The sequence below is a fragment of the Massilia aquatica genome (assembly GCF_011682045.1).
In the GTDB taxonomy this organism is placed as follows: domain Bacteria; phylum Pseudomonadota; class Gammaproteobacteria; order Burkholderiales; family Burkholderiaceae_D; genus Telluria_A; species Telluria_A aquatica.
In genome coordinates, this window is the sequence record NZ_VVIW01000014.1 from 111,316 (window position 1) to 126,496 (window position 15,181).

A 15,181-nucleotide genomic window follows, 5' to 3' on the forward strand; every position below is an offset into this window, starting at 1 on the left:
TTCAAGGCTGCCTGATTCGGGCCTTGACCACATCGATGCGTTCGAAAGCGTCGGGCGGCCAGTGCGGCTCGGTGTACCCGCGCGACTGGAAATTGCGCACGAAACGCCAGAACGGCAGCAGCACCTGCGCGCGGCTGCCGCTCGTTTCGGCCACCGTGCGTACCCGCGCAGAGGTGCTGTCGCTGTCGGGGGCGAAGTCGATCCTGAAGTGCACCTGGTCGCCATCCGGCGTAAAGTACATGAAATACCCGTCCGGCTCCATGTGCCACCACACCCGCGACGGCGTGCCGTAGGTGGCCAGGTCGAGCGCGTCGAGCAGGTCGGCGACCGGGTTGTTGGGCACGTCCGAGGTGTCGATCTCCACCACCTGCGCGCCGACCGTCAGGGTCACGCCCATCCAGCCATGCCGGGGCGCCTCGCAAGTCATCCTGATGGCAAGCGTCGGTATGGCCGTCATAAGTAACTCACCGCGTGCGCCTCGGTCGGCAGCGGCACCTCCCACTTGAACAGCATGCGCTCGATCGCCTTGTTGGGCAGGCTGGTGTCGCGCTGGTTGTTGCGCTTGAAGATGACCTGCGGCGGCTGTTCCAGGTACACCAGTTCGACCTCGGCATCGTAGGCATACAGCAGGTCGAGCGTCTTCTTGCGCATCTGCGCGCTCAGGTGCGTGGTGTTCCACACGAACGGCGCTTTTTCGCGCAGCATCTCCTTGGCGAAATCGACCGCCCGGTGCGCCACCGCGCCTTCGTTGGCGCCATGGCGCAGCCCCAGTTCTTCGCGCGCGTCGTCGATCGACACCACCGGCAGGCGTGCCCGGTTGGCCGCCACCCAGTGGTTCTTGCCCGACGCCGGCAAGCCCGACATGACCGTCACGCGCGAGCCGGCGTTCTGGTGATGCACGAAGCCGGGCGCAATGCCGGCCCCGCGCATGTACGACAGGCGCGTGTGGGCATCGGCGAAGGCCTTGGGCGTGCCGTAGCAGTTTTCGTCGCGCGCCATCTCGCGAAACAGGGCGATGTCGACCAGGCAGTCGTCCTTCTTTTCATACGAGCGCCCTTCCATGTCGGCCTGCGCCATCGCCGACAACAGGCGCAGGTCCAGTTCGTGCGACAGTTTGCGGATCAGGAATTCGGCCGACTGGCCGTTCTTGTTCCCGCCCAGCGCAAAAAACGGCAGCTGGTGCACGGTGATGATGCGGCAAATGTGCTCGCGCAGCGCGAACGGCACGCCCGCGTGCCAGCACAGGATGCGCGCATCGATGGCCCCGCGCCTGGAGTGGCCCGGCTGGCCGATACGCCCGCTGTCCGGGTCGATCACGGTGGTGGCCGGCTTGGCGATATCGTGCAGCAGCGCCGCGTAGAACAGGATGAAGCGCTCCTCGTCGCTGCCGTCGACGTACTCGCCGCCGCGCATCAGCGCGTCGACCACCATGCGCGTGTGGATCCAGACGTCGCCTTCGGCGTGGTAGTACGGGTCCTGCGGCGTCGATGCCAGCAGCACCAGTTCGGGAATCGCATGCAGGAACCAGGCCCAGTCGGGCGCCTGGCCGGGCGCGGGCACGTGCGCGGCCATGGCTTTGTAAGTGAGTTTGTCCATCATGCGGCTCCTTCGGTGACCAGGCCCAGGTCTTCCCATGCGGTTTCCCATGTGGTGCTCAGGCGCGGTGCGTAAATATCGACCCCGGGCGCCAGCTGGTTCGGCACGTAGGGCTGCTGCGAGTGGTGCATGTTCGAGTCCAGGATGGCCTGCACGAAGTCGCTGCGCACCCATTTGTAGCGCGCCGCGACCACGCCGTCTTCCTCGACCTTGATGTACAGGCCTTCGGCCAGGTCGGACTTGTCGGCCTGGGTCCAGCATTTGGCCAGGTCCAGCCCTTCGCGTGCGACCGTCGCTTCGAAGTCCTCGCGCCAGCGCGCGGTCTTGGCCAGCGAAAAGCGGATCAGCGCTTTCAGGTCGGCCAGCCGAGGCGGCGCGACGCCGGCGTACAGCACCGGCACCGGCAGCACCGGCGCCTGGCCCAGCAAGGCGGCGCGCGCGGCCGTCGACAGGAATACCTGCTTGTCGCGGTCGTAGATATCGAACTCGCAGAACAGGTGAGGCAGGTGGTTGTAAAAGACGCTGTGCTTCTTGCCCATCCACTCGCCGTACATGACGTAGCGGTCGCCCAGGCGCTCGACCAGCGCGCTCTCGTGGGCGGCGGCCCAGCGCTTGAAGATGCTGAACTGGCGCTCGCGCCCACCGCCGGCCAGGTAATGGCCGCGGCTTTGCAGCAGCAGTTCGCCGCCTTCGGAAAAACTCAGGCCCGCATTGGCGCCGTCGAGTTTTTCTTCGACCACGATGGTGCGGCCGGCCAGCGAGGCGTACGCCGCGCGCGGGTCGTTGCGTTTGCTTGTTTTTGCGTAACCGTCGTCGCCCTGCTGCAGTTGCGAACCCTCCAGATGGCGGGTGGACGGGTATTTTTGTAATTCCAGGTTGTGGACGAAATTCGTCATGATGCGCTCCATGTTGTAGATGGGAGCCGACGACAAAGGGAGAACTACGCCACCACCGCAAGGGTCGTGGGAAAGCGGCATGCACAGCCTGCCGGGTGCTGGTTTTAGCTATTTTTAGCTACAGCGCGGGCAGGTCAATCCGATATCGTCAGCAGACAGGTTGGCTGTGGTCAGGCACGTCAGGTTCTCGATTCAGTAGTGAGTTTTCTTGCGAAGGCACGCAGTCTAACCCGCCTTTTGCAAAAATGTAAAGAATAATCTGAACACGCGGCGCCGGCCGTCGCGCAGGCGCGCAGCACCGGCGCCGCGCGTGCTCAGTGCTGGTAGGCGCCGATGTCAAAGCCGGTGAACACGTTGCGTGGACGGCCATTGAAGTCGGTGCTGGCGGCATGCTGCGGCGTGGCGCGACCGACCGCCGGCGAGCTGGCGCTCAGGCTAAAGTCCGGCAAGGCCACGCTGGTCTCGCCCACGAACAGCGGCGCCGAACTGACCGTGCCGCTGTGCGTCAGGCCGTTCTTCAGGCGAAAGTCGTAGCTGCTGTTCTTGTAGACCAGGTTGTTCCGGTAGCTGTTGTTGCGGCCCGTGCGGCCCTGCTCCGAAATGCCCATCTTGTTATCGTAGACGATGTTGTTGTACACCGCCGTGCGGTCGTTCGGGCCGGACGTGTGATAAAAGTCGCCGCCGCCGACGACGATGCCGGTGTTCGAACCGGTCACGGTGTTGTTGGCAATGACGACGTCGCGCGCGTCGTGCCACAGGTGAATGCCCGCTTCCGCCACCCGGTACACCACGTTGTTCTTCACGCTGCCGGTGGTGCTCACGTAAATGCCCTGCACGAAGCGGCAACCGGCCGGGCCGATGTCGTGCACCAGGTTGGCGATGACGTGCGAGTCCACGCCGCGGTAGTAGCCGTCCACGCCGATGGCGGCGCCGCCGGCGCTGGTGCAGGCGGCTTGCTGCGCGATGTGGTGCACGTGGTTGCTGCGGATGGTGTCGTGCGAGCCGCCGCTGTAGATGCCGCTGGTCCAGCGCGTGCCTTCCCGATGCGTGGCGCCATCGATGTCGAAGCCGACGATGTCGACGTAGTCGCCGCGGTTGTCCCAGGCGCTCTTGCCGGCCGAGCGGGCCGGCGGCACGATGCGGGCGCCCCAGCGCTCGGTGGAGACGAAGGCGATGCGGGCATCGGCACGGCCGCTGGCGCTGGTCCTGATGCCGCCGCTGTAGGTGCCCGGCGCGACGTACACGGTCACGCCCGGCGCCACCGCGCGCGCGGCCCGTGCCAGGCTGCGGAAAGGCCGCGTGGCGCTGCCGGGATTGTCGTCGTGTCCTTGTGGCGAGACATACAGCGCGGCGCCGGGGCTGGCGGCGGCGCGCGCCTGGTCCTCGGCGCCAGGCGCCGCCGTGTAGCCGGCCATGGCGAACGATTGGGGCGCCACGTCGGGCAGCTGCGCGGGCGCCGGCGCGGCGTCGGCACTGTCGGCGTCATCCGGCCCGCCGGCGCCGCTGGTGACGACGGTGCCGGGATCGGGCGGCCTGGCCTGCTGCGGGACCGTTGCGCCGGCGGCGGTCTGGGCCTGGGCCGGCGCGCGCTGCTCGTCGCCGCCGCCGCCGCAGGCACTTAATAACAAGGCGAAACTGCTGCTGGCAAGTGTCACGGCGCGATGCTCCAAGGTGATCAAGGTAATCTTACTCATTAGAAGTTCCTCTTCCAAAATCGTGAATGGCTAGGTTTGAGGCTGCTCAATAAGCAAGGTTCGGCATTGTTACGAATTTTTTTTCAGCAATAACAAGAGGCAATTTCGCCGGCCAGGCCGCGTGCCGCTTGCCGTTCCGGCATCCTTTTGGATTATCGCAACAACTTGGGGGCCAAACGCGCGTGCAACATTGCCAAAGGAATACTGCACGAGTGCACTGAATAGACAGTGTCCGGACAAGTGCGTATGCTTTCAGGAAAGGCGAGCCCGTCCACGGGGACGCCGCAGCATCCGATTTCACCGACAGGAGCGCGTCCCGACTTGAACGTCCACGACACATCAGGCCGTCTCTATACCCGCGCCTTGCGGCACCGCTGGCTGGCGCCGTTGTTGGCCGCGCTGACCCTGTTCGCCGGGGCCGCACTGGCCGCTGGCACGCCGGACCGCTGGGAAAAGCTGGCCACCCCCTTGTTCGAGCATATTGGCCTGGACCAGGGCTTGCCGCATCCAGTGGCGATGGCGCTGGCGCAGGACGGCGACGGCTTTATCTGGATCGGCACCCAGCGCGGCCTGGCGCGCTGGGACGGCTACCGCATGCTCTCGTTCGTGCACAACGCCGCCGACCCGTATTCGGTTCCCGCCGATTTCATCCAGGCGCTGCACGTGGACCGGCGCGGACGCCTGTGGATCGGCACCGCCACCGGCGGGCTGGCCATGTACGACAAGATGCACGAGCGCTTCATCCGTTTTGCCGCCGGCGCGGCCGGGGCGGCCGGCCTGGCCGATGCCGCCATCAATGCGATCGCCAGCGACGGCGTGGGCGGGGTCTGGGTCGGCACGCCCTCGGGCCTCGATTACGTCGACCCGGCGCGCGCCGCCGTGCGCCACTACCGTCCCGATCCCGGCGTGCCGGGCTCCCTGCCGGACGCGCGCGTGCGCGCACTGCACCTGGACCGCAAGGGCAATCTGTGGATCGGCACCAGCAGCGGCCTGGCGCGGCGCGACGCCGTCAGCGGCCGCTTCGAAGCGGTCGCGCTGGACGAGAATGGCCCTGACGGCGCCTTGCGCGACGCGGTACTCGCGTTCGGCGAAAACAGCCGCGGCCAGATCGCTTTCGGCACCCTGAAAAGCGGGATCGGCGTGGTCGACCCCGGCGCCACGCGGGCGCGCCTGATGACGCTCGACGGCATCAAGGACGCCCACGCCAACATGGTGCTGGCGATTACCGAGATCATGCCGGGCCGCTGGTGGGCCAGCACCTACGGCGGCGGCATCATCGACATCGACGCCGCCAGCGGACGCGCGCGCCGCATCGTGCACCAGGCGGCGGTGCCGGCCAGCCTGGCCAACGACCGCGCCGCCGCCCTGCTGCGCGATCGCAGTGGCCTGATCTGGGTCAGCAACGAACGCAGCGTCGATTTTCACGACCCCAACAACCGCGCGGTGGCCGCCGTGTTCGGCGCCGAGGGCTTGCCGGAAGCGGCCATCAGCGCCCTGATGACCGACTCCGGAGGGCGCGTCTGGCTTGGCCTGGCCGACCAGGGCGTGGATCTGGTCGACGCCGACGGCACCCGCAGCGCCGCCCTGCGCCCCGACCCGGCGCGCCTGGACAGCGCCCTGCCCAACCGCATGCTGCTGGCGCTGGCCGAAGCCAGTCCGCAGGAAGCCTGGATCGGCACCCAGCTCGGCTTGTACCGCACCTCGGACCACGGCCGCAGCGTGGCGCGCGTGGCGCTGCCGCAGGCAAACGCCTATCCGCGCATCGGCAACATCGTTGCGCAGGCCGGCCAGCTGTGGCTCGGCACCTTCGAGGGTTTATTGCGCTACGACCCGGCCGCCCATACGCTCACCACCTACGCCAGCGGGCCGGGCGGCCTGACCGATAACCGCATCCAGGCCCTGATGGCGGACCCCGGCGGCGCGCTCTGGATCGGCACCCGCAACGGCTTGAACCGGCTCGACCCGGTCAGCGGCAAGATCGAACAGATCCTGGCCAACCCGAGCAACGAGAGCGCCCTGTCCGACCCGGTGATCAGCGCCCTGGCCATGGACGGACGCGGGCGCCTGTGGGTGGCCACCCACGGTGGCGGCATCAACGTGCTGGAAATGCGCACGCCGCTCGGCGCGCCCGTGTTCCGGCGCCTGGGCCTGGCCGACGGCCTGCCCAGCAGCGCGGTGTCGGCCCTGCGCCTGGACCGCAGCGCGCGCATGTGGGCCAGCACCGGCAACGGCATCGCCGTCATCGACAGCGGCAGCCTGAAAGCGCGTGCGCTGGCGCGCGCCGAGGGCCTGGGCTTTCCCACCTACTTCATCGGCGCGGCCGCCGCCACGCCCGAAAGCGACCTGCTGTTCGGCGCCACCGGCGGGCTGACCGTGGTGCATCCGGAGCGCCTGGCCAACTGGGAATACCGCCCGCCGCTGGCGATCAGTTCCCTGCGCACCGATGGCCATCCGGTGGCGGGCGCGCAGGTGCTGGCGCAGCGCGACAGCCGCCTGATCCTGCCGCCCGGGATCAAGGGCTTCGAGATCGAAGTGGCGGCCCTCGATTTTTCGGACGCCAAGCGCAACCGCTACGCGTTCCTGCTGGAAGGCTACGACCAGGCCTGGGTCGAGAACGACGCCAACCGCCGCGTGGCGGCCTACAGCAACCTGGCGCCGGGCGACTACCGCCTGCGCGTGCGCGGCGCCAACCGCGACGGCGTGTGGGCCGACGAGGAGCTGTCGATCCGGGTGCGCGTGCTGCCGGCCTGGCACCAGACCTGGTGGGCAAAGCTGGCGTATGTGCTGGCGGCGCTGGCGGCCATGTATGGGCTGTACCGCTGGCGCATCCGACAGCTCGAACGCAGCCGCGCGGCGCTGCAGGCGCTGGTGTATTCGCGCACCCAGCACCTGGAAAAACTCAACGCCATCGTCAAGTCGATCAACGAGCAACTCGACTTCGACGCGCTGCTGCACACCATCCTGCGCGAATCGATGTTCATCAAGGGCATCGACGCCGCCTGGGCACTGGTGCGCGAGAGCGAGACCGACACCCTGGCCATGCGCGCGTACTGGGACCGCGACGGCGCCGTGCCGGTGGAAGACGGGATGGCGTTGCGCGAGGCCGAAGCGCGCTACGTCGACACGGCCGAGATGCTCACCACCGACATTTACCTGACCCGCGCCGGCGCCACCCCACTCCACGCCGGCCACGCGCAGCTGGCGGTGCGCATCTGCATCGAGCACCGCATCGAAGGTTTTCTGGTGTTCGAAAACCGCGCGCCGCAGGTGCCCCTGCAGGATGGCGACCTGGAACTGCTCAAGGCCCTCAAGGAACCGTTCGTATCGGCCTTCCAGAAGGCCAATGCGCTGCGCCTGATCGAACAGGCGCGCGCCCGCGCCGAAGCGGCCACGCGCGCCAAGAGCGAATTCCTGGCCAATATCAGCCACGAAATCCGCACGCCGATGAACGCCATTCTCGGCTTCGCCGGCCTGGGCAGCCACCTGGAGCTGGCGCCCAAGCCGCGCGACTACTTCCGCAAGATCGCCCGCGCCGGCAACAACCTGCTCGACATCATCAACGACATTCTCGATTTTTCAAAGATCGAAGCGGGCAAGCTGGAACTCGAAGTGGTGCCCTTCGACCTGCCCGACACGCTCACCAATATCGTCGACCTGTTCGCCTGGCGCGCCGCCGAAAAGGAACTCGAACTGGTGATCTGGGCCGCGCCCGACGTGCCGCAGATCCTGATGGGCGACCCGCTGCGGCTGGGCCAGGTGCTGATCAACCTGGTCGGCAATGCGCTCAAGTTCACCGCGCACGGCCATATCCAGCTGCGGGTGGAGCGCGATAAAGACTGGGACCGGGAATGGGACCTGGACCGGCAAGGCGCCGCCAGCCAGGTGCGCCTGTGCTTTTCGGTGGAAGACTCCGGGGTCGGCATCAGCCCCGAGCAGCAGGCACGCCTGTTCCAGGCTTTTGCCCAGGCCGACGCCAGCACCACCCGCATCTACGGCGGCACCGGGCTGGGACTGGCGATTTCGCAGCAGCTGGTGCGCAAGATGGGTGGCGAGATCGGCGTCGACAGCGAACTGGGCGCCGGTAGCCGCTTCCATTTCACGCTGACGCTCAACGTGGCCCCGGCGCAGGGCGCGGTGCGCTTGCAGGCCGGCGCCGGCGCGCGCGGCAAGAAGGTGCTGGTGGTGGACGACAGCGCGCCGACCCGCGAGATGCTCGAACTGCAGCTGCGCAGTTTCGGCTTTGACGCCAGCGCGGTCGGCTCGGGCGCGGCCGCCCTGTTCGCGCTGCAGCTCGAGGCCTACGACCTGGTGCTGATGGACTGGAACATGCCCGACATGGACGGCCTGGAAACGGCGCGCCGCATCAAGGACGACCCGACCCTGGCCGCGATCCCGTCGATCATCATGGTCACCGCCTTTGCGCGCGACCATATCAAGGCGGCCGCCGAAGAAGCCGGGATCGGCGCCTTCCTGGTCAAGCCGGTGACCGCCTCGCAACTGCTCGACAGCGTGCTGGCGACCATGGGCTTCGACGCCGCCGTGCCGGCGTGTGACGCGGCGCCGTTTCCGTCGCAGGCGGCCGAACGCATCCTGGGCGCGCGCGTGCTGGTGGTGGACGACAACCTGGTCAACCAGCAGGTGGCCAGCGAAATCCTGCGCCGCGCCGGCGTGCACGTGGACCTGGCCGGCAACGGGGTGGACGCAGTGCGCCTGGTCGACCAGAACGCGTACGACGCGGTGCTGATGGATATCCAGATGCCGGAAATGGACGGCTACCAGGCCAGCGCGCGCATCCGCGCCAACCCGCGCCACGCCGAGCTGCCGATCATCGCCATGACCGCGCACGCGGTGGCCGGCTACCGCGACAGCTGCCTGGCGATGGGCATGAACGACTACCTGTCCAAGCCGATCGAGCCGGCCATCCTGTACACCGTGCTGGCCGAATGGATCCGCCCCGACCCGACCCGGGTGGCGCCGCCGCCGGTGCCCGAGCCGGCCGCAAGCGGCGAGGCGCCATTGCACCTGCCCGGCATCGACGTCGAGGCCGCCATGGCGCGCCTGGGCCACAACGGCCCGCTGCTCACGCGCCTGCTGGCCATGTTCGCCAAGGACTTCGCTGGCAGCCGCATCGCCATCGAACAGGCGATGGGTGGCGGCGAACTGGAACAGGCCGGACTGCTGGTCCACAAGATCAAGGGCGCGGCAGGCAACCTGTCGGCGCAAGGCCTGTACCGCGCCGCCGGCGAGCTGGAAGAACGCCTGATGGCGCGCGATGGCGCCGTCGCCGCCCAATTGTTACCGGGGTTCTTAGACCTGTTTAACGAAGTGATGGATGGCGCCAACAATGACCAAGAAAACACATAGCTATACTCACTAAAGCTTGATACCGGTCAATAATTATCCTACGATGGTTAGGTGCTTCTCTTACGTGACTCGTCATTCTCCTACACGAAAAGGTCCCCCATCATGACTACCCACCTGCATAGCGATCTGGACTCCCTGCTGCAAAAATTGTCCAGCGATGATGTATTCCGCGCGCGCCTGCTGGGAGATCCGGTGGCAGCCCTGGGCAGCCTTGGCATTGCGCTCGCGCCCGGGCAAATTCCATCGCAACGTTGCCTTCCGGGCAAGGATGCGATCGCGCTCGACCGCATGACCTTCATGTCCAAGCTCGACAGCGCAGCCGGCGCGATTCCCTTCTTTTTATCGGGTAGCGCGCCCGGTAACGCGTAAGCGGCGCCGTCCATCTTGCCTCCCCGCCCTTCACTCTTCATAACGTAATTCCAGCGTGGCCTGCCCGGCGGCTGCGACACCGCAGCCGCACACGGCGAGTACCGCATCGGATAAGGGATCGAGCCCGAACACGCGTTCGATCACCTTCTCGTTCACCGCCGCCGTCACAAAGGCCGGCATACCCGCTTCGGTGGCCAGCAGATAAAACGTTTGCGACAGATGGCCGGCGTCGAGCATCAGGGCGCGGTAGGCCTTGGCATGGTTGCGGTACTTCCAGAAATTGCGCGCCACCCGGGCCGCCATCACCACCATCACGGGCGCGTCGACGAACCAGTGCTGGTCGGCCACGAACTGGCGCGCCAGCTCGCCCGCGTCGGCGGGGTCGAGCTGCGCCATCGGTTCGAGCGCGTGCCTGAGCGCGTGGTAGTGGTACAGCCCGGGCGCGATGCCCGGCACGCGCCGCACCAGCACATACGCCTCGGTCGGATGCAGGCCGCCGGCCGAAGGACTGGTTTTCTTGAACACCAGCGCTTCCTGCGCCACCATGCTCTGGAGCTGGGCGCCGAAGGTGCGCTGCAGCAGGCGCGCGAGCACCTCGGGCGGCAGCGGCGCGTCGGGGTCGTAATTGCGGCCGGTATAGCGCCGCAGCAGCTGCGCGTCCAGCGGGCCGGGCTGCGCGGCCGGCAGTGCGATGGCATGCGCGCTGTCGCCGCGTTCGATGGCCGGCTCCGGTGGCGCGCCATAGGACTGGACCAGTTCCTCGAAACTGGGGAAGTGCATGCCCTTGTCGACCAGCATGCCGTCCCAGCGGCTGAACATGTGGGCGGCGGCCGAGAGCGGGCGCCAGTGCTGGGCGCGCAGTACGGCGTCGCGTTCGCGCGCGGGGTTAGCGCTGGCGGCAGCGTCGCTGCCGTCGTCGAGCAGCAGGCCAAGCGCGAGCAGGCTGTCGACCATGGCGGCGCCGAGCTGGCGGTCGGCGTCAAGGCGCTCGGTCCAGGCGGTCTGGCCGATGGCGCCGAGCGCGGCCACCTGGGCGCCGTCAATGGTCGTTTCGCGGTCCAGGTGCGGCGCCAGCGCCACCCAGCGCAGCTGTGCGCTGAGCGCGCCCGCGCCCGAGAATAACGCGGCCCAGTCGATGCCAAGGTCTTCGCGCGGTTCGATGAACAGCACTGCACAACGCCGTATCTTCATAAGGGGTCCGCCCTGGTCTGGGCCGGGGCGCTGCCCGGCTGGATGAGTGCTGGAATGCAGACTGATCATAGCCTGTGGCCAGCATCGACGCACCTCATTTGCGAGCGGAGGTGTTCGCAAACAACGTTGGGAGCACAGTGTCAGGTTGAAGGGCCACAAAGTCCGGGTCGGCTGGCGACCGATCATGGCTGGTCATCAGCTTGTCATTTCCACTATTTAGAATTCCGCGTTTAATTCACGGAGGCTCGGCAATGGCAATCAAACGGAATCTGGCAGTGGTCTGCGCGGCAACAGTCGCGCTCGGCGCATGCAACAGCAACGATCCAGTGGTCCTCAACACCCTCGACGGCAAGGCGCCGCTGGTGGTGGCACACCGCGGCGCCGGCGGCTATCTGCCGGAAGCCACCGTCGAAGCCTACGCCATGGCGATCGAGCAAGGCGCCGATGCGATCGAGCCGGACGTGGTCTCGACCAAGGATGGCGTACTGATCGCGCGCCACGATCCCAACCTGGTCTACAGCACCGATGTCGCCTCGCATCCCGAGTTTGCCAGCCGCAAGCGCAAGATGAGCGTGGATGGACTGCTCGAAGAAGGCTGGTTCGCCGGCGACTTTACCCTGGCCGAAATCAAGACCCTGGGCGGCATTTCCACCGACGCCGAGCGGCCGCAGCAATTCAACGGGCGCTACAAGATCGCGACGATCCAGGAAATCGTCGACATGATCAAGAAGAGCGGCCGCAACATCATTCTCTACCCCGAGACCAAAAACCCGACCTTCCACCGCGACGCCGGCCTGCCGCTCGAAGACAAGCTGCTGACCCTGCTCACAGCGGCCGGCTGGAACAGCCGCACGGCGCCGGTGTTCGTGCAATCGTTCGAGCCGGGCAGCCTGAAATACATGCGCAGCAAGGGCTCGACCTTGCGCATGGTGCAACTGATCGACGCCGACGATGTCGACCTGAAAACCGGCGCCCTCACCTACGCCGCGCCGTTCGACCGCCCGTACGACTGGGCCGTGGCGGGCGACAAGCGCCTGTTCAGCGCCATGGTCACGCCGGCCGGCCTGGCCGAGATCAAGACCTACGCCGACGGCATCGGCCCATGGAAGCGCTATATCGTCAGCTCCAAGGGCACCGTCGGCGCCGACGGCAAGCTGGTCGACGCCAACGGCGACGGCAAGGTCAACGAGGCCGACAGCACCACGACCGCGCCGACCAGCCTGGTGGCGGACGCGCACAAGGCCGGGCTGCTGATCCATCCTTACACCTTCCGCAACGAAAAGCGCCGCCTGCCGCTCGACTACAAGGGCGATCCCAAGCTCGAATACAAGCAGTTCTACGCGCTTGGCGTCGATGGCGTGTTTTCGGACTTCGCCGATACGGCCCTGGCCGCGCGCGCGGATTACCTGAAAGAAATCGGGTACTAGGCCGCCAGGCTGATTCCATGGTCTAACTGGCAATGGGAGCGAGCGGCATGTCCGCCGCCGCTATCCGCATCTGTCAAGAAGCCGATGTACCCTTTTCCAACCGTGCCGGCACCGCTCCGGCCGGAAGCTGTATCCGTCGTCCGAGCGAACCTGATCCCGAGGACCGGACGCCGCCCGCCTTCATCGCCCCGGTCGGCCGTGCGGTCTGCATTGGCGACTTCGTCTACACCCGCGAGAACACATCGCACTGCGGCGCGGCCTGGCGGCGTTCGAGCACGCCCGCAAACAGGCTCTCCCCGACCTCAAAGGCGAGGTCTTGCTGGCCGAGACGCGCGTTGTTGAGCGACCGCTTTTTTTCCTGTGCGGTCCCTGAGAGGCCGTCAGCATCCCGTCCCAGAAGAGGTCTGAACGACAACTAAATGCCGTTGCGATAATATTTTACGCGCAATCACGATGCCTTCACCGTCGCACCGCCAGCCCATACGGCGGCCGTGGCAAAATGGACGGTGGCCCGCTATTTCAGGCGATACACGCCGTCGCGTCAGCGCCGAATACCGTCCGACGCTGGCGATCAACGACAGTTTGTTGCGCTGACGCTACCATTTTTATAACTTTTTTGACAACCGTCATGTTATTACCCACCGCTTCGTTTAAGATGGTCGGATTTTTACTGTCTGGAAACTTAAATGATCGTCGGCAAACGAAGCTTCCGCCTTAGCGCCATTGCGCTGGCGCTTGTGGTCTGGCTTCCCCACGGTGCGGCCAGCGCGGCCGCGCCAGCACTCGCAACGCCCGCGCTAAGCGCTGCCGCCCCGACGCCGACCGGCATCGCGGCCGAGCTGCGCACGCTGGCGATCAGTGCGGCGGCGGTCGGTACGCGCGGTTCGCGCCCGTACGACGAACGCGACTGGCTGGCCCGCTTCTACGCCGCGCGCGCCTATGCGCCGGCATGGCAGGACCGCGGCTACAAGCAAGCCAGCGCCGCCCTCTCGCTGCTGCAAAACGCCGGCGTGCATGGCCTCTCGCCGGCCGAGTACAACGTCGATGGCCTGGCGCGCCAGCTGGCCGATCCGGCCCAGCGCACCGGCGCCCGCTTCGAGGCCGGCATGACGCAAGCCATGCTGCACTACCTGGCCGACCTGCGCGTGGGCCGGGTCAAGTCCGAGTACCACACTACCCTGCCCGATCCGCGCCTGACCAAGACCGACCCGGTCGAGCAGCTGCGCACAGCGCTCTTGAGCCAGCGGCTGGACCAGGCGGTGGCCGCGTCGGAGCCGCGCATTCCGCTGTACCGGCGCGTGATGGCGACCCTGGCGACCTACCGCAAGCTGGCCGAACAGCCCTTCACGGCGCTGCCGGCGCTGCCCGCCGGCGTCAAGAAGCTCGAACCTGGCACGGCATACAGCGGCGTGGCCGTGCTGCGCGCGCGCCTGGTCCAGCTGGGCGACCTGAGCGCCACCGCAGCGGCCGAGCCGCCCGCCCAGGCTGGCATCTATACCGACGCCCTGGCTGAAGGCGTCAAGCGCTTCCAGTTGCGCCACGCGCTCAATGACGATGGCGTGATCGGGGCCGGCACCCTGGCGGCGCTGAACGTGCCATTGACGCGCCGCGTGCGCCAGCTCGAACTGGGCCTGGAGCGCCTGCGCTGGCTGCCCGACTTTCCGGACGGACGCCTGATCGCCGTCAACCTGCCCTCGTTTCGCCTGTGGGCGCTGGAACTCGGTCCGGGCGCGAAGAATCCGCTGATCGAAATGCGCGTGATCGTCGGGGCGTCGGCCAAGACGCCGACGCCGCTGTTCGTCGGCTCGATGCGCTATGTGGAGTTCAATCCATACTGGAACGTGCCGCGCAGTATAGAAAAAGGCGAGATCATTCCCAAGCTGGCGCGCGATCCGGGCTACCTGGGCAAGAACGAGATGGAATTGGTGCCGCTCGGCGGCGGCGCGCCGGTGTCGATGGTCGATGCGGCCACCCTGGACGGCTTGCGCGCCGGCCAGTACCGCGTGCGCCAGCGTCCGGGTCCGCGCAATGCGCTCGGCGCGGTGAAATTCGCCATGCCCAATACCGATAATATCTACCTGCACTCGACCTCGGCGCAGGGCTTGTTCAAGCGCGGCCGGCGCGATCTGAGCCACGGTTGCATCCGGGTCGAAAACCCGCTGGGCCTGGCCAAGTTCGTGTTCGGCGACCAGCCGCAGATGACCCCGGCCGCCATCGACACGCTGATGAAGCCGGCGCCGATGAAAACGGTCGGCATCAAAAAGCCGATTCCGGTGGTGCTGTTCTATTCGACGGCCGTGACCGACCGCGAAGGGCTGGCCTTGTTTCCGGAAGACGTGTACAAACGCGATCCGGGGCTGGAAAAATTGTTAAAGGTGCGCAGCGACGCTATTGCGCTGGCGCACTGACCACGCGTTTGAGGCGCTGCCCGTGGATGCCCCACTGGCAGTCGTCGCCGTCGACGCGGCCGGTGATGACCCAGCCGGTGCCGACTTTTTGCACACCGACCTCGCCGCCAATCTCGGCAGCGAGTTTTTCGGCCCACATGCTGGCCGAACCTTTTCCCTTGAACAGTTCATTTCCTTCAAAGATGACCGTGGCATCGAACACGGGCATCGCAAATACGGTTGTCATTTTTTCTTGA

At 66.8% G+C, this 15,181-nt stretch carries 10 protein-coding genes; 4 read left to right on the top strand and 6 right to left on the bottom strand.

Annotated features, from left to right (window positions below; genetic code table 11):
• Window position 1: 1 nt before the first annotated feature.
• The 4 genes from F1609_RS21585 to F1609_RS21600 form a co-directional block, all read right to left on the bottom strand.
• A complete protein-coding gene (locus F1609_RS21585) occupies window positions 2-457 on the bottom strand; it encodes a hypothetical protein (RefSeq protein WP_167078720.1) in 456 nt (151 codons plus the stop codon).
• Window positions 454-1,599 carry an AAA family ATPase gene (locus F1609_RS21590; protein WP_370661654.1) on the bottom strand — a complete coding sequence of 382 codons (1,146 nt, stop codon included), beginning with the start codon at window positions 1,597-1,599 and terminating at the stop codon, window positions 454-456. The genes F1609_RS21585 and F1609_RS21590 overlap by 4 nt, the downstream gene beginning before the upstream one ends.
• Window positions 1,596-2,492, bottom strand: coding sequence for an RNA ligase family protein (locus F1609_RS21595; protein ID WP_167078722.1), 897 nt, complete (start codon window positions 2,490-2,492; stop codon window positions 1,596-1,598). The genes F1609_RS21590 and F1609_RS21595 overlap by 4 nt, the downstream gene beginning before the upstream one ends.
• A 314-nt stretch (window positions 2,493-2,806) precedes the next feature.
• Window positions 2,807-4,186 carry a right-handed parallel beta-helix repeat-containing protein gene (locus tag F1609_RS21600; protein ID WP_167078723.1) on the bottom strand — a complete coding sequence of 460 codons (1,380 nt, stop codon included), beginning with the start codon at window positions 4,184-4,186 and terminating at the stop codon, window positions 2,807-2,809.
• 321 nt (window positions 4,187-4,507) lie between these two features.
• On the opposite strand from F1609_RS21600, the gene F1609_RS21605 reads away from it, so the two are divergent.
• Both F1609_RS21605 and F1609_RS21610 read left to right on the top strand, forming a co-directional pair.
• Complete coding sequence (locus F1609_RS21605) at window positions 4,508-9,550, top strand: response regulator (protein WP_229421990.1); 5,043 nt, start codon at window positions 4,508-4,510, stop codon at window positions 9,548-9,550.
• 102 nt (window positions 9,551-9,652) lie between these two features.
• On the top strand, window positions 9,653-9,919 hold the full coding sequence (locus F1609_RS21610; RefSeq protein WP_167078724.1) for an NHLP-related RiPP peptide: 267 nt from the start codon (window positions 9,653-9,655) through the stop codon (window positions 9,917-9,919).
• Window positions 9,920-9,949: 30 nt separating this feature from the next.
• Here F1609_RS21610 and F1609_RS21615 read toward each other — a convergent pair whose 3' ends face one another.
• A complete protein-coding gene (locus F1609_RS21615) occupies window positions 9,950-11,110 on the bottom strand; it encodes a putative peptide maturation dehydrogenase (protein WP_167078725.1) in 1,161 nt (386 codons plus the stop codon).
• 251 nt (window positions 11,111-11,361) lie between these two features.
• Here F1609_RS21615 and F1609_RS21620 point away from each other — a divergent pair, with 251 nt between their 5' ends.
• Together F1609_RS21620 and F1609_RS21625 are read left to right on the top strand one after the other, a co-directional pair.
• Window positions 11,362-12,537, top strand: a complete 1,176-nt coding sequence (locus F1609_RS21620) for a glycerophosphodiester phosphodiesterase (protein WP_167078726.1) — start codon at window positions 11,362-11,364, stop codon at window positions 12,535-12,537.
• A 686-nt stretch (window positions 12,538-13,223) separates the two neighbouring features.
• Window positions 13,224-14,945 carry a L,D-transpeptidase family protein gene (locus F1609_RS21625; protein WP_167078727.1) on the top strand — a complete coding sequence of 574 codons (1,722 nt, stop codon included), beginning with the start codon at window positions 13,224-13,226 and terminating at the stop codon, window positions 14,943-14,945.
• Here the strand turns inward: F1609_RS21625 and F1609_RS21630 are convergent.
• The gene (locus F1609_RS21630) at window positions 14,926-15,171 is read right to left on the bottom strand and encodes a hypothetical protein (protein ID WP_229421991.1); all 246 of its coding nucleotides are present in this window, start codon (window positions 15,169-15,171) and stop codon (window positions 14,926-14,928) included. The two genes, F1609_RS21625 and F1609_RS21630, sit on opposite strands and share 20 nt — an antisense overlap.
• Between the last annotated feature and the right edge of the window lie 10 nt (window positions 15,172-15,181).